Here is a 20,698-nt window from a genome sequence, read left to right as displayed (position 1 = left end):
CTGATGCCGGGGGCTTGGGCAACGACCGCGAAGGGCCGCAGCTCGACACTACCGCCGCATGACCCGATGCGCGAACGCCCGACGATCGGAGCGACCGAAGGCCTCCATACGCCGACGTCGATTCGGGGCTAGGCTGACGGAAACACTCCGCGAGTTCTGCTGCCCCAGCCCTCCGGCGGCACCGCACCTGGAAGGTGCCGCTGTGCTCGATCCAAATTTCGTGACTTCCTGCTCACTGTCACCGCCCAACCTGGGCGCGCCAGCCAACCGCGCCGTCGGTGCGAGCCGTGGATGACCGCGTCTCGTACCTCAGGAACCTCGTCCTGCGGCGGGCCCCCGGGCCCGACGGCAGGGACGACCTGCTGCGGCGGGTCTGCGACGTCGCCGCGCGGGAACTGTCGGCGTGCGGGGTCGGGATCAGCGTGATGACGGAGGACGGTATCGGTGCGGTGACCGCCGCGTCCGACCCGGCCAGCGAACGCCTCGAGGAGTTGCAGTCCATGTTCGGCGAGGGCCCCTGCGTGGACGCCTTCACCAGCCGCCGTCCGGTGTTGGTCTCGGATCTTCCGGACCTCATGGCCAGGGAGGGCGATCGTTGGCCGTTCTACGCTCCCGCCGCCCACGACGGCGGTCTCCGCGCGGTGTTCGCGTTCCCGCTGCAGATCGGCGCCGCCCGTCTCGGCGTCCTGGACGTGTTCCGGGACCGCACGGGGCGGTTGACCGCCGCGGAGTTCGCCGACGCCCTAACCTTCGCCGACGTCACGGTGACCGCCCTGCTCGACCGGCAGGAACAGGCGGCAAGCAGCGGCATCGCCGACATCGACGACGACGCGGGCGAGTACCGTGCGGAGTTGTTCCAAGCGCAGGGCATGGTCATGGTGCAGCTCGGGATACCAATCGGTCAGGCGACGGCACGGATCCGTGCCCACGCCTACGCGGAGAATCGCCGTCTCAGCGACGTGGTCCGGGACATCGTCGCGCGGCGGCTACGGCTCGACCGCGACGGGTCGCAATCCGGAGGATCCCCATGACCGTCCACAGCCGGACAAGCCGGGAGGCAAGCATGACCATCGTCTCAGCCGAACGGATGGCGACGATCTTCGTCGAGGTGGCCGACACCCTGGTGGACGACTTCGACCTGATGGACTTCCTGCACATGCTCACCGATCGCGCGGCCGACCTGGTCAGCGCGGCGGCTGTGGGGCTCGTCCTCGCCGGCCGGGACGGCCGGCTCGAGTTCATGGCCGGCTCGAACGAGAACGTCAAACTTGTGGAGCTGTTCCAGCTGCAGACCCACGAGGGTCCCTGCCAGGAAGCCTTCCGGACCGGTGTCCCCGTCATCAACGTCGATCTGGCGAAGGCGAGCGACCGGTGGCCCCGGTTCGCGCCCCGGGCCACCGCGGCGGGTTTCCAATCGGTGCACGCGTTCCCGCTGCGGCTGCGCACGCAGGTGATCGGGGCCTTGAACGTCTTCGGTGACACCAAGGGCGGCGACTTCGCGGGCACCGATGTGCCGGTCATGCAGGCCCTGGCGGACGTCGCCGCGATCGGACTGCTGCAGGAGCGCGCCATCCGCCGGGGCGAACTCCTCACCGAGCAGCTGCAGGGTGCGTTGAACAGCCGCATCGTCATCGAGCAGGCCAAGGGCGCGGTCGCGCAGGCGACCGGCCTCGGTGTCGACGAGGCGTTCGCTGCCATCCGCGGCTACGCCCGCCGCCACAACCGCAAACTGACCGAGGTGGCCCACGGCGTCCTCAGCGACCCCGCGATGCTCGCCCACATCCTCGACGCGTAGCGGTCGCCTGTCCGGCCGGCGGCGATCCGCGGTGCCGCCTCAACGGCACTCGCCGAGAGGCGCGCCGACCGGGTGCAGGCGCCGCAGCGCCTACCGTTACGACCTGTGACCGACGCGGGACAGCCGTGCGCCGATCCCGCCGAGCATCTGGCTGGGACGTGACGCCTGCCATCGGTGCCGGCGGGCATCCTGGTGCGAGGTGTCTCTCGGGTCGGCGAGGCTCCCGGCCGGTCATGGGTTGGTGCGGCGGGCGGCCAGGCGTGCCGGGTCGGGCCAGCGGACGTCGCGGGCCCAGCCGAGCTTCTCGAAGAGCCAGATCAGCCGGGCGGCGGGATCGATCTGCCCGCGCAGCACACCGTGGCGGGCAGCGGTGGGGTCGGCGTGGTGGGAGTTGTGCCAGCTCTCCCCGAATGACAGGAGCGCCAACGGCCAGAAGTTCGTGGCCTTGTCCTTGCTGGCGAACGGCCGCTGACCCACGACGTGACAGATCGAGTTCACCGACCAGGTGACATGGTGCACCACCGCTATACGGACCAACCCGGCCCAGAAGAATCCGGTCAACGCCCCGGCCCACGAGCCACTGGCCAGACCACCGATCACCGCCGGGAGCAGCAGCGACGCGGCCACCAACGGTCCGAACAGTCGGTCCACGACCCTGATGTCGCGGTTGGCGAGCAGGTCAGGGGCGAAGCGGGCCTTGTTGGTGATCTCCCGATTCAGCAGCCATCCCAGGTGGGAGTGGAGCAGTCCCTTGGCCAGCGCCGCCACGCCGGTGCCGTAGCGCCACGGCGAGTGCGGATCGCCCTCCCGGTCGGTGAACGCGTGATGGCGGCGATGGTCGGCCACCCACTTGGTGGGGCTTCCCTGCACGGCGAGACTGCCGGCCACCGCCAGCGCGATGTGCAGGCCGCGGCGGGCCTTGAACGATCGGTGGGTGAGATGCCGGTGGAACCCGACAGTCGCGCCGGCCATCGCGATCACGTAGCCCACGACGGCCATCGTGGCGTCCAGCCCGGACAGACCCCGGCCCCAGGCCAGCGGCACCGCCGCGATCAGCGCCGCAACCGGCAGCACCAGGAAGATCCACAACATCATCAGGGAGCCGGCCGACTGGGTGCCCTCGATCAGCGGCTTCGGCGCCGGACGGGGCGTACTCGCGCGGCCGGCGGACAGTTCTACGCTCATCACCACATACCTTCCGGGACCGGTCCGACGATCACGTACGCCCGCTGCGGAGCGCACCAGCTTGTGATCCCGAACCGGAGGACTGACGAGGGGAAGGCCGCGAGGTCTGGGCAGCCGTCCGCCGGCTATGCGGTGGATGGCACCGCGTTGCCGGCGCAACGTTGGAGTCGATGACCCCGATACAGAGATGCCCTTCAGTCACCGGACGAAACACCGCCCGTCGTGGTGGTCCGGACGGCGGCGGCCCGCCGCCGCACCGGCACGACTTCGAGGAGATGTTCACGATCCTCGAGGGCGAGATCGAGTTCACCTTCCGCGGCGAGCGGCACACCGTACGGGCCGGGTCCACCGTCAACATCCCGGCGAACGCGCCGCACAACTTCCGCAACGTCTCCGGCGCGCCGGCCCGGATGCTCTGCATGTGCACCCCTGCCGGGCAGGACGAGTACTTCCTGCGTATCGGCGACGTCCTCGCGGGCCGGGACGCGCCGCCGCCGCAGCTGTCGCCGAAGGAAGTCGCGGAACGCCGCCGCCGCGCGGCGGAGCTGGCCTCGACCTACCGCAGCGAGTTCCTGTAGCCGCACACCGGGCTACTCGGCCGGTCCCTCCGGGGCGGGCGGCGCTACGCCGAGCCGCCGCCCGCCTCGGCGACGACCTCATCGCCGGCCTCGCCTGCTGCACCGGAGCCTCCACGGGACGGAGGCTCAGGGCCGGTAACGGTAGCCCATTCCGGGCTCGGTGATGAGGTGCCGGGGGCGGGCGGGGTCGTCTTCGAGCTTGCGGCGCAGCTGGGCCATGTACTGGCGCAGGTAGTTGGTCTCGTGCTGGTATTCCGGCCCCCAGACGTCGTGCAGGAGCTGCCGTTGGCTGACCAGCTTGCCGGGGTGGCGCAGCAGTTTCTCCAGCATGGCCCACTGGGTGGGGGTGAGCCGCACCTCGACGCCGTCGTCGCGGGTGACGGTGCGGTCGACGAGGTTGACGGTGTGCCGGCCGACGCGGGGCGCGGCCGTCGCGCCGGACGCGGCGCCGTCGGCCGGTGTGGCGGCGAGGCGGCGGGTGACCGCGCGGATGCGGGCGAGGAGTTCGTCGACGCCGAACGGTTTGGTGACGTAGTCGTCGGCGCCGGCGTCGAGGGCGGCGACCTTGTCCTCGCTGCCGGCCCGGCCGGAGAGCACGATGATCGGCACGGTGGTCCACCCGCGCAGTCCGCGGATGACGTCGACGCCGTCGATGTCGGGCAGGCCCAGGTCGAGTACCACCAGGTCCGGTGGGTGGCTGGCCGCGGTCTTGAGGGCGGCGGTGCCGGTGTCGGCGACCTGGACGTCGTAGCCGCGGGCACGCAGGTTGATCCGCAGGGCGCGCAGGATCTGCGGTTCGTCGTCGACGACGAGGATGCGGATCATTCCTGCGGCCCTTCCGCGCTGGTCGGTGCGGCGGCGGGTAGGCGTAGCACCATGGTCAGGCCGCCGCCGGGGGTGGTCTCGGGGGTGATGCTGCCACCCATCGCCTCGATGAGGCCGCGGGACAGGGCGAGACCGAGCCCCACGCCGGTGGTGTTGTCCCGGTCGCCGAGGCGCTGGAACGGCAGGAAGACGTGTTCCCACTGATCGGCGGGGATGCCGGGACCGGTGTCGATGACCCGCAGCTCGACCTGCCCGGCGTGGGCGCTGGCGGTGACGCGCGGTGGCTGGCCGGGTGGGCTGTGTCGCAGCGCGTTGGCGACGATGTTGACCAGGACCCGTTCCAGCAGCCCTGGGTCGGCCAGCGCCGCCGGCAGGTCAGCCTGGATGTCCGTGGCCACGTCCGCCGCGTCGGGGCCCAGCTCGTCCAGGGCTCGGGGTACGGCGTCCTCCAGCCCGATCGCGGTCCGGGTCACCCCCAGCGCGCCGGCTTGGAGCCGGCTCATGTCCAGCAGGTTCGCCACCAGGCGGCCGAGGCGGTCCAGCGACTCGTCGGCCGTGGCGAGCAGTTCCTCGCGGTCGTCGGCGTCGAACTCGACGTCGTGGCTGCGCAGGCTGGACACGGCGGCCTTGGCGGAGGCGAGCGGCGTACGCAGGTCGTGGCTGACGGCGGCGAGCAGCGCGGTACGCATCCGGTCGGCCTCGGCCAGCGGCCGGGCGGTGGCGGCCTCCTCGGCGAGGCGTTCCTGGCGCAGCGCGACGGCGGCCTGCGCGGCGAAGGCCTCGACCACCCGCCGGTCGGCGGCTTCCAGTCGCCGGCCGGCCAGCACGACGGTGAGCCGGTCGTCCACGGGTACGGCGGTCTCCCCGGCGCTGGGACTGCCGGGAGGCGCCTCTCCGACGCTGGCCGCGACCTGCCAGGCGCTCTCCTCCCGGGCGCGGGCGGGTCGGCCTTCGGCCTCGGCGGTCAGCTCGAGCACGCTGACCGCGCGCAGGCCGAACGTCTCCCGCAGCCGGTCCAGCAGCGCGGGGAGCGCACGCTCACCGCGCAGCACGCCGCCGGCGACGGTGGCCAGCGTCTGCGCGTCGGCGGACGCCCGCGCCGCCTCCCGGGTACGCCGGGCGGCGACGTCGACGACCCAGCTGACCGCGACGGCGACGCCGACGAAGACGCCGAGGGCCAGCAGGTTGTCCGCCTCGGCGATGGTCAGGGTGTGGTAGGGCGGGGTGAAGAACCAGTTGAGCAGCAGCGAGCCGCCGAGCGCGGCGACCAGCGCCGGCCACAGCCCGCCGACCAGCGCCACGCCGACGACGCCGGCGAGGAAGAGCAGGATGTCGTTGGTCAGCGTCAGGTCGGGCAGCGCCCTCAGCAGCCACGTGAGCAGCGGCATGCCCAGCGACGCGAGGCCGAACCCCAGCAGCCGGCGGCGGCGCGACAGCGCCGCCGGGACCCCGCCGGCGCGGCCACGGCCGGCCTGCGGATGGGTGACGAGGTGGACGTCGATCGGCCCGGACAGCGCGGTGGTGGTGACCCCGACCCCGCGGGCGAACAGCTGGGCGAAGCGACCCCGCCGGCTGGCGCCGAGCACCAGTTGGGTGGCGTTCACGCCGCGGGCGAATGCCAGCAACGCGGCCGGGATGTCGGTGCCGAGGACCTGGTGGTAGGTGCCGCCGAGGCTCTCCACCAGGACCCGCTGGCGGGCGAGTCGGGCGGGGTCGGCGCCGGCGAGGCCGTCGCTGCGGGCGACGTGTACGGCGAGCAGGTCGGCGCCCCTGCCGCGGGCGGCGATCCGGGCGGCGCGGCGGATGAGTGTCTCGCCCTCGGGTCCGCCGGTGAGCGCGACGACGACCCGTTCGCGGGCCTCCCAGGTGGCGGAGATGCCCTGTTGGGCGCGGTAGGCGTCGAGTTGCGCGTCCACCTTGTCGGCGAGCCAGAGCAGGGCCAGCTCGCGCAGCGCGGTGAGGTTGCCGACGCGGAAGTAGTTGCCGAGCGCGGCGTCGATCTTGTCGGGCCGGTAGATGTTGCCGTGCGCCATCCGACGGCGCAGGGCCTCCGGGGTCATGTCGACCAGCTCCACCTGTTCGGCGGCGCGGACGACGGCGTCGGGGACGGTCTCGCGTTGGGTGGTGCCGGTGATCTGGGCGACGACGTCGTTGAGCGATTCCAGGTGTTGGATGTTGACGGTGGTGAGCACGGTGATACCGGCGTCGAGGAGGTCCTGGACGTCCTGCCAGCGCTTCTCGTGGCGGGAGCCGGGGACGTTGGTGTGGGCGAGTTCGTCGACCACGGCCACCTCCGGACGGCGGGCGAGCACCGCGTCGAGGTCCATCTCGGTGAAGTCGGCGCCGCGGTGGGTGATGACGCGGCGGGGCAGGGTCTCCAGGTCGCCGATCATGGCGGCGGTGTGCGGCCGGCCGTGCGTCTCGACGAGCGCGATGACCACGTCGGTGCCGCGTTCGGCGCGGCGCCGCGCCTCTTCGAGCATGGCGTAGGTCTTGCCGACGCCGGGTGCGGCGCCGAGATGGATGCGTAGTTCCCCTCGCGGCACAGCAGTTCCTCCTTCCCCCAGGGCGATCGGCGGCGCGATGGTGGTCGCCGGGCCGGCGTGGCGCGTCGCGGCCCGGCACCACCGTGTTCAGGGTGCCGGGAGCGTCTCGTCGAGCGCGAGGTTGAGTTCCAGCACGTTCACCGCGGGTGCGCCCAGGAAACCGAGCGTCCGGCCGCTGGTGTGCTCCTCGACGAGACGCTGGACCGCGGCCGGGTCCGCGCCGCGCTCGCGCGCCACCCGCGCGACCTGGATTTTCGCGTACGCCGGGGAAATGTGCGGGTCGAGGCCGCTGCCGCTGGCGGTGACCGCGTCGGCCGGCACCGCGGGGTCGGCGGGCGCGGCCCCGCGGATCGCGACGATGGTGGCCCCGGTCGCCCGGTAGTCCTCGCCGGGCGTGGCCGGCTCCACGGGTACGCCCTCGTAGTCGCTGAGGAAGGGGGTGGCGGGTGCGGCCTGGTTGACGCTGACCACCCGGGTGGCGGGGCCGGTCAGGCCGTCGCGGCGGAAGACCGCCAGGACGGCCCCTACTCCGTCCGCCGTGCAGTAGGGGCGGGCGCCGTCGACGCCCTCGAACTCCCCGATGGCTCTGCTGCGCGCGCAGACCTGGGTGAGCAGGCTCCGCCGGGAACCCTCGGGGTCGGTGGCGAGGGTGTCGACGATGTCCTCCGGGCCGAGGTTGCTGGCTGCGGTGGCGGTCGGGTCGTAGCCGTCGCCGGCGGCGGAGGGGCGGGACTGGAAATAGCGCGGGACGGGGTTGCCGGCCGCGTCGGTGAACGACTGCCCGATCAGGGCGCTGCCGACCGGGTGCCCGTGCGCGGTCACCAGCGACCCGTCGGTGCGCTCGGCGAGGCCGGGGAGCCGGCCGACCGCGACCAGAGCGAGCGGGTACGCGAGGCCGAGCAGGACGGTGAGGACCAGCAGGGCGCGCAGGGCGGCGAGGTGCTGGGCGAGCCAGGTGGGTAGGCGCATCACGAGATCCCGGGGATGAGCTGGATGAGCAGGTCGATGAGCTTGATGCCGGCGAACGGCACGATGATGCCGCCCAGTCCGTAGACCAGCAGGTTGCGACTGAGCAGCTTCGACGCGGCCGCCGGCCGGTAACGCACCCCCCGCAGGGCGAGCGGGATCAGCGCGATGATCACCAGCGCGTTGAAGATGACCGCGGCGAGGATGGCCGACGCCGGGCTGGCCAGCCGCATCACGTTGAGCGTCTCCAGGCTCGGGTAGATGCCGGCGAAGATGGCCGGGATGATCGCGAAGTACTTCGCGATGTCGTTGGAGATCGAGAAGGTGGTGAGCGCGCCGCGGGTGATCAGCAGTTGCTTGCCGATCTCCACGATCTCGATGAGTTTCGTGGGGTCGGAGTCGAGGTCGACCATGTTGCCGGCCTCCTTCGCCGCCGACGTGCCGGTGTTCATCGCCACGCCGACGTCGGCCTGGGCGAGGGCGGGGGCGTCGTTGGTGCCGTCGCCGGTCATCGCGACGAGCCGGCCGCCTTCCTGCTCCTTGCGGATGAGGGCGAGTTTGTCCTCCGGGGTGGCCTCGGCGAGGAAGTCGTCCACGCCGGCCTCGTCGGCGATGGCCTTCGCGGTGCGGGGGTTGTCGCCGGTGATCATCACGGTGCGGATGCCCATCGCGCGCATCTCGTCGAAGCGCTCCCGCATACCGGCCTTGACGACATCCTTGAGGTGGATGACACCGAGGGTGCGGGCCGGTACTCCGTCGACTTGCTCGGCCACCACCAGGGGTGTGCCGCCGATGCCGCTGATCTCGTCGACGATCTGGCCGACCTGCTCGGTGGGGTGGCCGCCGTTGTCGCGTACCCACTTCGCCACCGCGGCGGCGGCGCCCTTGCGGATCCGCCGCGCCGGTCTGTCGCCCGCGGTGAGGTCGACGCCGCTCATCCGGGTCTGGGCGGTGAAGGGTACGAAGGTGGCGTGCGGGATGAGACCCGGCTCGCGTTCGCGCAGGCCGAACTCGTTCTTCGCCAGCACGACGATGGAGCGGCCCTCGGGGGTCTCGTCGGCGAGGCTGGACAGCTGCGCCGCGTCCGCCACCGCCGCCGCGTCCGTGCCCGCGACGGGGACGAACTCGGCGGCCTGCCGGTTGCCGAGGGTGATGGTGCCGGTCTTGTCCAGCAGCAGGGTGTTGACGTCGCCCGCGGCCTCGACGGCGCGGCCGCTGGTGGCGAGGACGTTGCGCTGCACCAGGCGGTCCATGCCGGCGATGCCGATCGCCGACAGCAGCGCCCCGATGGTGGTGGGGATCAGGCAGACCAGCAGCGAGACCAGCACGATGCCGGTGATGCCGCCGTCGGTGACGGCCGCGGTGTCCGGCGCGGCGGCCTGGAAGTTCTTGGAGAAGATGGCCAGTGGTTGGAGGGTGACCACGGCCAGCAGGAAGATGATCGTGAGCGCGGCGAGCAGGATGTTCAGCGCGATCTCGTTCGGGGTCTTCTGCCGGTTGGCGCCCTCGACCAGGTTGATCATCCGGTCGATGAAGCTCTCGCCCGGCTTCTGCGTGATCTGCACGACGATCCGGTCGGAGAGGACCTTGGTGCCGCCGGTGACCGCGCTGCGGTCGCCGCCGGACTCCCGGATGACCGGTGCGGACTCGCCGGTGATCGCGGATTCGTCGACGCTGGCGATGCCCTCGACCACGTCCCCGTCGCCGGGGATGATCTCCCCGGCCTGCACCACGACGATGTCGCCCTGCTTGAGCTGCGGGGCCGGCACCGACTCGGTGCGGTAGGCGTCGGGGGCGGCGCCCGCGGTCCAGTCGAGGGCGCGGGTGGCGACGGTGTCGGTCTTCGCCCGGCGCAAGGCGGCGGCCTGCGCCTTGCCCCGGCCCTCGGCGACGGCCTCGGCGAGGTTGGCGAAGACCACGGTCAGCCAGAGCCAGACCACGATGGCGATCGCGAAGACCGACGGGTCGGCCACTGCGAGGACGGTGGTGTAGGCGGCGCCGATCTCGACGATCAGCATGACCGGGTTGCGCCACAGGGTGCGCGGGTCGAGCTTGCGCAGCGCGTCCGGCAGCGACCGGGCGAGCTGCTGCGGGTCGAGCAGCCCGCCGCCGCGGTTGCCGTGGGCGGCGGGTGTGCCCGGGGTGGGGGCGTCCGCCGTACCGTGCGGTGCCGGCGTGGAGGTGGTCATGTCGGTCTCTCTCATGGTGGTCACAGCCCCTCAGCGAGGGGGCCGAGCGCGAGGGCGGGCAGGAAGGTGAGCGCGACGAGGATCACCGTGACGCCGACGACCATGCCGACGAAGAGCGGCTTGTGGGTGGGCAGGGTGCCCTCGGAGGCGGGGGTGGGTGGCTGGCGGGCGAGTGAGCCGGCCAGCGCGAGGACGAGGATGATCGGCAGGAACCGGCCGAGCAGCATGCAGAGCCCCAGTGCGGTGTTCCACCAGGGCGTGTTGACGGTGATGCCGGCGAACGCGGAGCCGTTGTTGTTGCTCGCCGAGGTGAACGCGTACAGCACCTCGGACAGGCCGTGCGGGCCGACGTTCAGCGCGGTCGCGTTGTTGCCGGTGGCGAAGGCCGCGGCCGTGCCGGCGAGCACCAGCGCCGGGGTGACCAGGAAGTACAGCGACGCGATCCTGATCTCCCGCGAGCTGATCTTCTTGCCCACGTACTCGGGTGTGCGCCCGACCATCAGGCCGGCGACGAACACCGTGATAACCGCCAGGATCAGCAGCCCGTAGAGGCCGGAGCCGACACCGCCCGGAGCGACCTCGCCGAGCATCATGTTGCCCAGCAGCATCCCGCCGCCGAGCGCGGTGTAGGAGTCGTGGAACGAGTTGACCGCCCCCGTGGAGGTGAGCGTGGTGGCGGCGGCGAAGGTGGCCGAGTTCGACACGTCGAAGCGCACCTCCTTGCCCTCCAGGGCGGCGCCGACCGTCTGCGGGACCGTGCCGTGGCCGGCCAGCTCGAAGACGGTGGTCAGGGTGATGCTGGCCAGGGCGAGGATGGCCATCACCGCGGCGATGGCGTAGCCCTGCCGGTTCTGCCCCACCATCCGCCCGAAGACTCGGGGCAGGCTGAACGGGATCACCAGGATCAGGAAGATCTCCAACCAGTTCGTCCAGGCCGTCGGATTCTCGAACGGGTGGGCACTGTTGGCGTTGTAGAAGCCGCCGCCGTTGGTACCCAACTCCTTGATCACCTCCTGGCCGGCCACCGGGCCGCCGGTGAGGTGCTGGGTGCCGCCCGTCAGGGTGGTCACGTCGGTGCCGGCGGAGAGGTTCTGCACGACGCCGCCGAGCATGAGGGCGAGCGCGCCGAGCACCGCGACCGGCAGCAGGATCCGCAGCACGATCCGGACCAGGTCGACCCAGAAGTTGCCCAGCTCGCCGGTGCGGCTGCGGGCGAACCCGCGGACCAGGGCGACGGCCACGGCGATGCCGACGGCGGCGGAGACGAAGTTCTGCACCGCCAGGCCGGCCATCTGCACCAGGTGACCCATCGTCGACTCGCCCGAGTACCACTGCCAGTTCGTGTTCGTCACGAACGACACCGCGGTGTTCCAGGCGCCGTGCGGCACCACCGGGTCGAAGCCGAGCGACAGCCACAGGTGGTTCTGCAACCGCTGGAACGCGTACAGGAACAACACGGAGACGGCGGAGAAGGCCAGCACACTGCGGGCGTACACACCCCAGGACTGCTCGACGGTCGGGTTGACGCCGACCAGGCGGTAGATCCCCCGCTCCACCCGCCAGGACCGGGTGCCGGAGACCACCCGGTACAGGTGGTCGCCGAACGGCCGGTGGACGGCGACCAGCGCCACCACCAGCGACAGCACGAAGAGCACCCCGGCCGTTGTCGTGGTCATCAGAAACGCTCCGGGAACAGCAGGGCGACCACCAGGAACACGCCCAGGCCGCTCGCCAGCACCAGGCCGACGGCGCTCACAGCTTCTCCACGCCCCTCACCACCAGGGCGAGCGCCACGAACAGCGCCACCGTCAACACCACGAACACCACGTCAGACACGTCTGACTCCCCAATCTCCGACCACGTCGCCGCGGCCGCCGTCCGGCCGCGCCGAGCAATCACAACGCCACCCGCGCCCCGACGACAGGGGCTATAACGCGACCATCACGGCGAACGGGCGATTCTTGACGCCGTTTTCACGCCGTCCCTCGATCAGGTGAGGCCGGTCACCGACATATCAGCCAGGTGAAGAGTTCGTAGCGGAAAGTGAGGGCCGTTGGATCGACCGCCGTCGGCCGTCATGTCAGGCCGGGCAGACACCGCGGTTCACTGAGGCCGCGCGGCACGACAGCGCCGTGGCCCGGGGTCGACCGCCGTGCGGTTCGCCCACCCGCCGTTCGGGCATCCACGGTCCGGGCCGTACCGGAAAAGGAGCCGGCCCGGCGCGGAGAGTGTCCTCCGCGCCGGGCCGCGACATCGGGTGGGCTCAGCCGGCCACGCAGGTGGCCGTCGCGCCCGGGCCGGTGCCGGTGCCCTGGAAGCCGAAGTTGGTCGACTGCCCGGCACCGACGTGTCCGTTGTAGCTCACGTTGGTGAACCGGACGGTCCCGCTGGTGCCGCTGGCCTGCGCACTCCAGGTGCCGGTGATCGCGGCACCGCCGGGCAGCGTGATGGTCACGGCCCAGGCGTTGACGTCCGCGGAGCCGGCGGTGACGTTGACGCTCGCGGTGAAGCCGCCGTTCCACTGGTTGACCGCCACCGACGCGGAGCAGCCGTTGCCCGCGGGCGGCGGCGTGGTGGTGGGCGGAGCCGTGGTCGGCGGCGCGGTCGTCGGCGGGGCCGTGGTCGGGGCGGCGGTGGTCGGCGCAGCGGTGGTCGGCGCGGCGGTGGTCGGCGGCGTGGTGGTGGGCGGGTTGGGTGCGCCGGTGGCCAGGCTGTAGGCCAGGTCCGGCTGGAACGACCCGGCCGCGTAGCGGCAGCCGTCCGCCTCCCCCGGCGGCTTCACCCAGAGGTACGCGTCGATGTTGGCGTCGCCGGTGTTCGTCGTCGGGTACAGCCCGATGCGGCGGTCGGTGTTGTCGTCGGCGCACCAGTCCCCGCTGGCGCCCCCGTTGCGGCTGGTGTCGATGACCTGGCGCTTGCCCGGGATGCCCATGCCGTTCAGGGCGGAGATGACCGCCCGGCCGAAGTTCGCCTCGCCGGAGGTGGAGTTGAAGTTCGACACGTTGGTGAAGAAGCCGTCGGCGTACTGCACGCCGGCCGCCCGGAGCCGGTTGGCCGTCTCGTTGGCGCTGTTCCAGGTGGAGTGGCCACCGTCCAGGTAGACCTTGGCGTTGGGGTTGGCCGACTTGATGGTCCGGGTGGCCGTCGCGATCGCCTGGTCGCGTGCGCTGATCTCACCGCTGCTCAGGCAGGTCTGCAGGGCGAGCGCGTCGGTCTCCAGGATGATCATGACCGTCTGGTTGCCCAGTCCTCTGGCGAAGTTGGACACCCACGTCTGGTACTGGTTGAGGTCCGGTGCGCCACCGGCGCTGGCCCCGCCGCAGTCCCGGTTGGGGATCTCGTAGACCGACAGCACCGGGATCTGCTGCGCCGCGTTGGCGGCGCCGATGAACCCGGAGACCTCGGACTGCACGGTCGACGGGTTGAAGTTGGCGAACCAGCGGGCCTGCGGCTGACTGGCGATCTTGTCGCGGATGACGGCGGTACGCGAGTCGCCGGGGTTGGCGGCCACCCAGCGGACCACGGCCGAACTCGGGTCACGGTAGAGCGATCCGGACACCGTACCGGCGGACGCGCTGCTGACGGCGAGGCAGACGCCGGCGGCGGTGGCGACCGCGACGGCGGCCGTGCCGACGGCCGCCGATCTGCGGCGTAGCGAGGAGAGAGTAGCCACGACGTGTTGCCTCCTGATCACATAGATGTTTCTAAGTTTGTGGGAGCGTTCCCAGACGGTAACCGAGGCGCGCTCCGCTGCCAAGACATGGAACTCAGCTCGTCACGCCGATCCGCCGCCTTCCGCGACGGCGACTCAGCGAAGGGCTCGCCGGGCGTCGGAACCGGTTGCGGCAGTGGTGCATGACGGGCCGCGACGGCGGGTATGGTGCGAGGGTCGGCGTCGCCGGGCGGTCGCCCCGCGAATCGGGACACCTCCGGTTGTCGTTACGAGCGCGCCGACTCGCATTGCGCGGGTCCACCCGACCGCGCCCTGAACCACTCCTCCGCAGAACCCTAGGACTCCCGCATGACATCGAATGGCATTGATCGATCGGCACTGTTCCTCGCCATGCCGACCACCGACGGAACCGACGCCCCGAGCCTGGCCTTCGACGGCGGCGAGGAAGCGATGCGCCGGCTCCGGCACCCCTTCGCGGTGGACCCGGCGGCGCGGCCCCACCAGTCGGCGGCGCACGACACGCAGCAGCACGGCTGATCCGCTCCCGCTGTCAGGTCAGCCCTGGGCGTCCTCCGCCCGGCCGGGCTCGCCGTGGCCGGATGAGCGCGGTGTCGGGTCGGCGTTCCGGTCGGCCCGGTCGAGGCAGGCGGTGACGGTGGCGGTCACCCCACTGGCCCGCTGGGTGAGGATGAGGCCCTCGGTCAGTTGGTGGGCCAGCCAGAGCCCACGTCCGCCGGCGATGTCGGTGGCGGACAGTCGTACCGGCAGGCTGCCCCCGGTCGCACCCTGGTCGGTGATCTCGCAGATCAGGACGTCGTCGTGGCGGCGCAGGTCGAGGTGCCCGTGGCCACCACCGTGGCGTACGGCGTTGGTGACCAGCTCGTGGACGGCGAGGACGAAGTCGTAGCCCACGTCCCCGGTGAGTCCCGCCGCGGTGACCTGCGCCTGGAGGGCGTGGCGGAGGCTGGTGACCGTGCCGGCGGTGAAGTCCTGGGACATCAGCGGCACGATGCCGGCGACGCCGGCCGACGCCGGATGACCGGAGTCGGGTGTCGCTGCAGCGTCGGGCACGCTCGCAGGTTACTCAGGTTCGCCGGCAGCGCGACCGTTGCGCGGCAACAACCATCCACGGTGTCCGGCGGGGTCGGTCGCCCGGCGTGAGCCGCCACCGGCACTGATCCGTCAGTCGGCGGCTCGTCCCGCGGCGGAAACTGCTCAGCCGTCCAGGCGGCGGACCATGTTCATGACGGTCTCCACCTGCGCGCCGCCCTTGACGGGATAGTTCGTCGCGCCGAGGTATCCCCACCAGTCCCAACAGCCGTTCGGGTTCACCGCCGAGGCGGTGGCCTGTGGATAGAGCACGATCAGCCGGTTGGTGTCGGCGTACTGGTTGAGGTTGGCGCGGTCGACGAAGGCGGTGCCGACCTTCGCGTACCCCTGGGCGCAGCCGTGCAGGGCGACCAGCAGCCGGCAGGTGGTGCCGGCGGCGCAGGCGGCCGGGACGTACGCGAAGCCGCTGGCGTCCATGCTGAGGCCGGCCGCCCAGCCGTTCACCGCGTACGTGTCCTGGCCGAACCTGATCAGGGTGCCGCCGAGCGGGCCGGTGTTCGGCGGTTGCACCGCGCCGAGGAGCCGGGTGAGGAAGCTGCCCTGCGGGTCGGTGCCGCAGTCGTTGAGGTACGGCGAGGCGGTCGCCGTGCAGCCCACCGTGCCGTACGGGGTGACCCAGCCGTGCCCGGCGGAGCCGCCGGCGTCGTACTGCACGTTCGCTCCGAAGTCCCGGTAGTAGCCGACCAGGTCGTCGGAGACGGACTTCTTCACCGTGCCGTCGCTGCCGCCGTGCTGGACGTACACGGGCTGGCCGGCCAGGTTGCCGACCCCGTCGACCCAGCCGTACGACGCCCAGGTGCGGGTGTAGGTCTCCAGGGCGGGCAAATGGGTCGGGTAGAGGTTGTCGCCACAGCCGTAGAGCGCCTGGGCGACGTTGTTCTGGGCGCAGTAGTAGGGACCGGCGGCGAAGATCGCGGCGCCCCGGATCCGCGCCGAGTAGGCGACCTGGAGCTGGGTGGCCAGGTAGCCGCCGGAGGAGACCCCGGCGACGTAGACGGCGGAGACCGGGTACGTGCCGAGCGCGCCGGCGACCGGGGTCTTCGTGTACGGCGTGCCGGCGGCGTGCGCCGGCGTACCGGTCAGCGCCACCGTGACCAGGACGGCGACGGCGGCGGCAGCGGTCTTCCAGGGTGTCCTCATGGGCCCTCCCGTCCTCATGCGCCGGCCGGTAGGACCGACGTGCGGCGACGCTAACGTGACATGGACCACAGCCGATATCCGCGCGGCCGACACCCCGGGGCCGCCCGGCATGTGGACGAAAACCCGTTGGCGGCCCGACGCGAGCGGCTTAGCCTGGCCGCTCCGTCACTCCGCGACGCCGAAGAGGGTGTTTTCGTGCCGCAGCCCGCTGCGCTGATCCCCGCCGACCAGCGCCAGACCGCCCGCACACCCCCTTCCACCGTCAGGAGTCATCGACATGGATCTGCCCCGTAGCTTCGTCATCCGCGAGGGCGACCTCCGCATCCTCAACCCGATCGACGCGCCGAAGCTGGCCACCCTCGGCCGGGCCGTCAAGCTCCGCCCCGGCTCGTCGCTGCTCGACCTGTGCAGCGGCAAGGGCGAACTGCTCTGCACCTGGGCCCGGGACCACGGCATCGTCGGCACCGGCGTCGACCTCAGCACCGCCTTCACCGCCGCCGCCCGGGAACGCGCCACCGAACTCGGTGTCGCCGACCGGGTCCGCTTCGTGCACGGCGACGCCGCCGGGTACGTACCCGACGAGCCGGTCGACGTGGCCGCCTGCGTCGGTGCCACCTGGATCGGCGGGGGTGTCCCCGGCACCCTGGAACTGCTGGGACGCAGCCTGCGCCCGGGCGGGATGCTGCTCGTCGGGGAGCCGTACTGGCGGCTCGACCCGCCCGACCAGGAGACCGTCGAGGGATGCCACGCCACCACCCGGGCGGACTTCCACGACCTGCCCGGGCTGGTCCGGCTCTTTCAGGACGAGGGCTGGGACCTGGTCGAGATGGTCCTCGCCGACCAGGACAGCTGGGACCGGTACGCGGCGGCGCACTGGCTCAGCCTCCGCCGCTGGCTGGACGCCAACCCGGACGACGAGCTCGCGCCGCAGCTGCGGCAGGAGCTGACCGAGGACCCGCTGCGGCACGTCCGCCATCGGCGGGACCACCTCGGCTGGGGAGTGTTCGCGCTGCTGCGCCGCTGACCACGGCACCGCCGGCCCGGGCGGGTGGGTCCGTACCCGCCCGTCCGGGCCGCGCCGGTTCGCCGGGGAGACGCGAGTGACAGTATCGGCCGCCCGGACGCTGCTTAACGGCCCGCTACGCAGGGTAAAGCAGGATCATGGGACAGCTGCGCACCTCACCGCCGCCGCCGCAGGCCGCCGAACTCCAGTCGTGGACGTTGGCCGACGCGGCGGACCTGCGTGGTCTGCGCGCGTCCCTGCGCGAGGCGCTGACCCGGCACGGACTGGTGCAGGGCGAGGAGCTGGACGAGGTACCCGGCCTGGTCGCCCTGGTCGCCACCGAACTGGCCAGCAACGCGCTGCGGCACGGCCGGCCGCCCACCATCGTCACGCTGCTCGCCAGCGACGACTGCTTCATCCTCGACGTGGCCGACCACGACACGACCACGGTGCCGCAGACGGGTGACGCGGGCGCCCTCGACTCCGGTGGTCGCGGGCTGCAACTGGCCGAGTCCCTCTCCCTCGCCGTCGGCTGGTACGCCACCGACACCACCAAGAACATCTGGGCCTCCTTCCCGCGCCACCCCGACTGACGGAGAACCGGATGAGTGAGCGGGAAGCCCTGCACGACCTGCTGCACCACTCCCACCACGCGCGTCCGGAGGACCTGCCGGTGATGGCGCGGCGGGCCGCCGAGCGGCTCGGTGCGACCGACATGATCCTCTACCTGGTGGACCACGAGCAGCGGGAACTACTGCCGATGCATGGCCCGGACACGCCGGCGCGCCAGGTGCTGACCGTCGACGGCACCCTCGCCGGGCGGGCGTTCGGCATGCTGTGCCCGTACCCGAGTGAGAGCGGCGCGGACGGCGCGGTGGCCACCCGGCTCTGGGTGCCGCTGCTGGACGGCATGGAACGCCTCGGCGTGGTCGAGGTGCTCGCGGCGGCACCGGTGCCGCCGGAGCGGGTGGCGGCGTACGGGACGGCGGCGTCGCTGCTCGCCGAACTGCTGGTCACCCGGTCGCTCTACAGCGACACGGTGGAGCGGGTCCGGCGTCGGGCGCCGATGCGGCTGGCGGCGGAGATGCTGCGCGCCCAGTTGCCGCCGCTGACCTTCTCCACCGGCAGCATGGTCATCAGCGGCATCCTGGAGCCCAGCTACGACGTCGGCGGCGACGCCTTCGACTACGCGGTCAACGGCGACACCGCGCACCTGGCGCTCTTCGACGCCGTCGGGCACGGCTCGGCCGGCGGCATGCGGGCGGTGATGCTCGCCAGCCTCGCCCTCGCCGCCTACCGCAACGCCCGCCGCAGCGGCATGGACCTGGTCGACACCTACCACCACATCGACGACGCCGTCCGGCAGCACGACCGGCGCGGCATGATCACCGGCATCCTCGCCGAACTCGACCAGCGCACCGGCCGGCTGCGGGTGATCTCCGCCGGCCATCCGAGCGGGCTGGTGATCCGCCGCGGCAGGCTGGCCACCGTGCTGCCCACCCCCACCGCGCTGCCGGTCACCCTCGGCGACCAACGCCCGCCCGTGGTCGTCCTGGAGTCCCTGGAACCCGGCGACGACGTGCTCCTCTACACCGACGGGATCACCGAGGCACGGTCGGCCGACGGCGAGCCGTTCGGGACGGACCGGCTGGTCGACTTCGCCGTCCGGACCCTCGCCGACGGGCTGCCGCTGCCGGAGACCGGTCGGCGACTGGTGCACGCCATCCTCGCGTACCAGGACGACAAGCTCGCCGACGACGCCACCGTGCTGCTGGTCCGCTGGCTGGGGCCGCCCGGGCCCGGGCCGGAACCGCCGGCCGGGGTGCTCGCCTAGAAGCCGGCCACCGGGTGCGGGACGTACGGCGCCTCCAGCGCCGCCACCTCCTCGTCGGTCAGCGCCAGGTCCAGCGCGGCGACCGCGTCGGTCAGGTGGTGCGGCTTCGTCGCGCCCACGATCGGCGCGGTCACCGTCGGGTTGCGGGCCACCCAGGCCAGCGCCACCTGCGCCCGGGGTACGCCCCGCTCCCGGGCGATCCGGGCCACCGCCTCGACCACCGCGCGGTCCGGTTCCTCGGTACGCGCGTACAGCCCCCGGCCGAACTCGTCGCTCTCCGCCCGCTCGGTGCGTTCCCCCCAGTCCCGGGTCAGCCGCCCCCGGGCCAGCGGGCTCCACGGGATCACCGCGATCCCCTGGTCCGCGCAGAGCGGCAGCATCTCCCGCTCCTCCTCGCGGTAGAGCAGGTTGTAGTGGTTCTGCATGGAGACGAAACGGGTCCAGCCGTGCCGCTCGGCGGCCCAGAGCGCCTGGGCGAACTGCCACGCGTACATCGAGGAGGCGCCCAGGTAGCGGACCTTGCCGGCGCGGACCAGGTCGTGCAGCGCCTCCAGGGTCTCCTCGATCGGGGTGCCCGGGTCGAGGCGGTGGATCTGGTAGAGGTCGACGTGATCCGTGCACAGGCGGCGCAGGCTGGCGTCGATCTCGCTCATGATGTGCTTACGGGACAGTCCGCCCCGGTTCGGCCCCTCCCCCATCCGGCCGTGCACCTTCGTCGCGATCACCACGTCGTCCCGGCGGGCGAAGTCCTTCAGCGCCCGGCCGACGATCTCCTCGCTGGTGCCGTCGGAGTAGACGTTGGCCGTGTCGAAGAAGTTGATCCCCAGCTCCAGCGCCTGCCGGATGAACGGCCGGCTCTGCTCCTCCGGCAGGGACCACGGGTGCGCTCCCCGACCCGGGTCGCCGTAGCTCATGCAGCCCAGGCTCAGCCGGGACACCTCCAGGCCGGTGCCGCCGAACTTCACGTATTCCATGGGGTCGTCCTCCTCAGCGCCAGCCGTGCTTCGGCGCGTAGCCGAGCACCCGCCGGGCCTTGTCGATGGAGAGCAGGGTCTCGGTGCCGGTCAGCTCCCGACGCAGCGGCACCCCGGGGAAGACCTCGGCGACCAGCTCGGCGCTCGGCCGGTCCATCACCGTGTCCGCGTTGGCGATCACGAAGACGTCCATCCCGGTCGCCTCGTGGGCCAGCGCCAGCCGTACCGCCTGCGCGCCGTCCCGGGCGTCGATGTAGCCCCACGCGTTCCAGGACCGCAGCCTCGGATCGGCGTGGTAGCCGGGGAAGTCGGCGTAGTCGGCCGGCTCCATCACGTTGGAGAAGCGCAGGCCGATCGCCTTCAGCCGTGGCTCCCAGCGGCAGAACTGGGCGACCAACTGCTCCTCCAGGTGCTTCGCCAGCGCGTACGACGTCTCCGGCCGGGCCGGGTACTCCTCGTCCACCGGCAGGTACGGCGGCGGCGTCTCGTCGAACGGCAGGCCGAGCAGGGTCTCGCTGGACGCCCACACCACGTTGGTGATGCCGACCGACCGGGCGGCCGAGAAGACGTGGTAGCTGGCGGTGATGTTGTTGCGGAAGGTCACCGCGTTGCCCGCGACGCCGGGGCCCGGGATGGCGGCCAGGTGCACCACCGCGTCCACCCCGGAATAGCGCGCGTCGATGCCGGTGAACGCCTCCAGCACCTGCCCCTGGTCGGTCAGGTCGATCCGGGTGAACGGGCACCGCTGCTCGACCGGCGGGGCCTGGTCGAGGTTGACCACGTCGTACCCGTGCTCGACCAGCTCGGCCACGACGGCCCGCCCGAGTTTCCCGCTGCCTCCGGTGACCACGACCCGGCTCATCCGCCGCCCCTTCCCTCT

At 72.1% G+C, this 20,698-nt stretch carries 20 protein-coding genes; 7 read left to right on the top strand and 13 right to left on the bottom strand.

Going from position 1 to position 20,698, the window contains the following annotated elements:
* Positions 1-278: 278 nt before the first annotated feature.
* Both MRQ36_RS15795 and MRQ36_RS15790 read left to right on the top strand, forming a co-directional pair.
* Entirely contained in the window at positions 279-1,031 is a 753-nt protein-coding gene (locus MRQ36_RS15795) for a GAF and ANTAR domain-containing protein (RefSeq protein ID WP_308194868.1), read from the top strand.
* Positions 1,032-1,063: 32 nt separating this feature from the next.
* Complete coding sequence (locus MRQ36_RS15790; RefSeq protein ID WP_242796337.1) at positions 1,064-1,795, top strand: GAF and ANTAR domain-containing protein; 732 nt, start codon at positions 1,064-1,066, stop codon at positions 1,793-1,795.
* Positions 1,796-2,026: 231 nt separating this feature from the next.
* Here MRQ36_RS15790 and MRQ36_RS15785 read toward each other — a convergent pair whose 3' ends face one another.
* Positions 2,027-2,980 carry an acyl-CoA desaturase gene (locus MRQ36_RS15785; protein WP_242796335.1) on the bottom strand — a complete coding sequence of 318 codons (954 nt, stop codon included), beginning with the start codon at positions 2,978-2,980 and terminating at the stop codon, positions 2,027-2,029.
* Between the two features lie 170 nt (positions 2,981-3,150).
* On the opposite strand from MRQ36_RS15785, the gene MRQ36_RS15780 reads away from it, so the two are divergent.
* Positions 3,151-3,558: a cupin domain-containing protein gene (locus tag MRQ36_RS15780; RefSeq protein ID WP_278187518.1), complete on the top strand. Its 408-nt coding sequence runs from the start codon at positions 3,151-3,153 to the stop codon at positions 3,556-3,558.
* 126 nt (positions 3,559-3,684) lie between these two features.
* Here MRQ36_RS15780 and MRQ36_RS15775 read toward each other — a convergent pair whose 3' ends face one another.
* The 8 genes from MRQ36_RS15775 to MRQ36_RS15740 all read right to left on the bottom strand — a co-directional run bounded on the left by MRQ36_RS15775 (position 3,685) and on the right by MRQ36_RS15740 (position 13,757).
* The gene (locus MRQ36_RS15775; protein WP_242796331.1) at positions 3,685-4,383 is read right to left on the bottom strand and encodes a response regulator; all 699 of its coding nucleotides are present in this window, start codon (positions 4,381-4,383) and stop codon (positions 3,685-3,687) included.
* Positions 4,380-6,929: a DUF4118 domain-containing protein gene (locus tag MRQ36_RS15770; protein WP_242796329.1), complete on the bottom strand. Its 2,550-nt coding sequence runs from the start codon at positions 6,927-6,929 to the stop codon at positions 4,380-4,382. Before MRQ36_RS15770 ends, MRQ36_RS15775 begins: the two co-directional genes overlap by 4 nt.
* 87 nt (positions 6,930-7,016) lie before the next feature.
* On the bottom strand, positions 7,017-7,898 hold the full coding sequence (locus MRQ36_RS15765; protein WP_242796327.1) for a potassium-transporting ATPase subunit C: 882 nt from the start codon (positions 7,896-7,898) through the stop codon (positions 7,017-7,019).
* The gene (gene kdpB / locus MRQ36_RS15760) at positions 7,898-10,084 is read right to left on the bottom strand and encodes a potassium-transporting ATPase subunit KdpB (RefSeq protein WP_242796325.1); all 2,187 of its coding nucleotides are present in this window, start codon (positions 10,082-10,084) and stop codon (positions 7,898-7,900) included. Before kdpB ends, MRQ36_RS15765 begins: the two co-directional genes overlap by 1 nt.
* A gap of 20 nt (positions 10,085-10,104) precedes the next feature.
* Entirely contained in the window at positions 10,105-11,760 is a 1,656-nt protein-coding gene (gene kdpA / locus MRQ36_RS15755; protein ID WP_242796323.1) for a potassium-transporting ATPase subunit KdpA, read from the bottom strand.
* Positions 11,760-11,840 carry a K(+)-transporting ATPase subunit F gene (gene kdpF, locus MRQ36_RS33320; RefSeq protein ID WP_308194969.1) on the bottom strand — a complete coding sequence of 27 codons (81 nt, stop codon included), beginning with the start codon at positions 11,838-11,840 and terminating at the stop codon, positions 11,760-11,762. The genes kdpA and kdpF overlap by 1 nt, the downstream gene beginning before the upstream one ends.
* Positions 11,837-11,983 (bottom strand): hypothetical protein, encoded by a 147-nt coding sequence (locus tag MRQ36_RS15745; protein WP_242796321.1) that lies wholly within the window; start codon positions 11,981-11,983, stop codon positions 11,837-11,839. The genes kdpF and MRQ36_RS15745 overlap by 4 nt, the downstream gene beginning before the upstream one ends.
* Positions 11,984-12,347: 364 nt before the next feature.
* Complete coding sequence (locus MRQ36_RS15740) at positions 12,348-13,757, bottom strand: glycoside hydrolase family 6 protein (RefSeq protein WP_242796320.1); 1,410 nt, start codon at positions 13,755-13,757, stop codon at positions 12,348-12,350.
* A gap of 348 nt (positions 13,758-14,105) precedes the next feature.
* On the opposite strand from MRQ36_RS15740, the gene MRQ36_RS15735 reads away from it, so the two are divergent.
* A complete protein-coding gene (locus tag MRQ36_RS15735; protein WP_242796319.1) occupies positions 14,106-14,294 on the top strand; it encodes a hypothetical protein in 189 nt (62 codons plus the stop codon).
* Positions 14,295-14,312: 18 nt separating this feature from the next.
* On the opposite strand, the gene MRQ36_RS15730 is transcribed toward MRQ36_RS15735, so the two are convergent.
* Together MRQ36_RS15730 and MRQ36_RS15725 are read right to left on the bottom strand one after the other, a co-directional pair.
* Positions 14,313-14,828, bottom strand: a complete 516-nt coding sequence (locus MRQ36_RS15730; RefSeq protein ID WP_242796318.1) for an ATP-binding protein — start codon at positions 14,826-14,828, stop codon at positions 14,313-14,315.
* 144 nt (positions 14,829-14,972) lie between these two features.
* Positions 14,973-16,007, bottom strand: a complete 1,035-nt coding sequence (locus tag MRQ36_RS15725) for a PHB depolymerase family esterase (protein ID WP_242796317.1) — start codon at positions 16,005-16,007, stop codon at positions 14,973-14,975.
* 277 nt (positions 16,008-16,284) lie between these two features.
* On the opposite strand from MRQ36_RS15725, the gene MRQ36_RS15720 reads away from it, so the two are divergent.
* From MRQ36_RS15720 to MRQ36_RS15710, 3 genes are all read left to right on the top strand, one after another.
* Positions 16,285-17,031 carry a cyclopropane-fatty-acyl-phospholipid synthase family protein gene (locus tag MRQ36_RS15720; protein ID WP_242796316.1) on the top strand — a complete coding sequence of 249 codons (747 nt, stop codon included), beginning with the start codon at positions 16,285-16,287 and terminating at the stop codon, positions 17,029-17,031.
* A gap of 137 nt (positions 17,032-17,168) precedes the next feature.
* The gene (locus MRQ36_RS15715; protein WP_242796315.1) at positions 17,169-17,603 is read left to right on the top strand and encodes an ATP-binding protein; all 435 of its coding nucleotides are present in this window, start codon (positions 17,169-17,171) and stop codon (positions 17,601-17,603) included.
* 11 nt (positions 17,604-17,614) lie between these two features.
* On the top strand, positions 17,615-18,844 hold the full coding sequence (locus MRQ36_RS15710; protein WP_242796313.1) for a PP2C family protein-serine/threonine phosphatase: 1,230 nt from the start codon (positions 17,615-17,617) through the stop codon (positions 18,842-18,844).
* On the opposite strand, the gene MRQ36_RS15705 is transcribed toward MRQ36_RS15710, so the two are convergent.
* Both MRQ36_RS15705 and MRQ36_RS15700 read right to left on the bottom strand, forming a co-directional pair.
* Positions 18,841-19,818, bottom strand: coding sequence for an aldo/keto reductase (locus MRQ36_RS15705; protein WP_242796311.1), 978 nt, complete (start codon positions 19,816-19,818; stop codon positions 18,841-18,843). The two genes, MRQ36_RS15710 and MRQ36_RS15705, sit on opposite strands and share 4 nt — an antisense overlap.
* A gap of 13 nt (positions 19,819-19,831) precedes the next feature.
* Entirely contained in the window at positions 19,832-20,680 is an 849-nt protein-coding gene (locus MRQ36_RS15700) for an NAD(P)-dependent oxidoreductase (RefSeq protein WP_242796309.1), read from the bottom strand.
* Positions 20,681-20,698: the final 18 nt, after the last annotated feature.

Source organism: Micromonospora sp. R77, assembly GCF_022747945.1.
Classification (GTDB): domain Bacteria; phylum Actinomycetota; class Actinomycetes; order Mycobacteriales; family Micromonosporaceae; genus Micromonospora.
The sequence above is the reverse complement of the archived record's forward strand: the minus strand, read 5'-3'. Positions and strand labels throughout refer to the sequence as shown.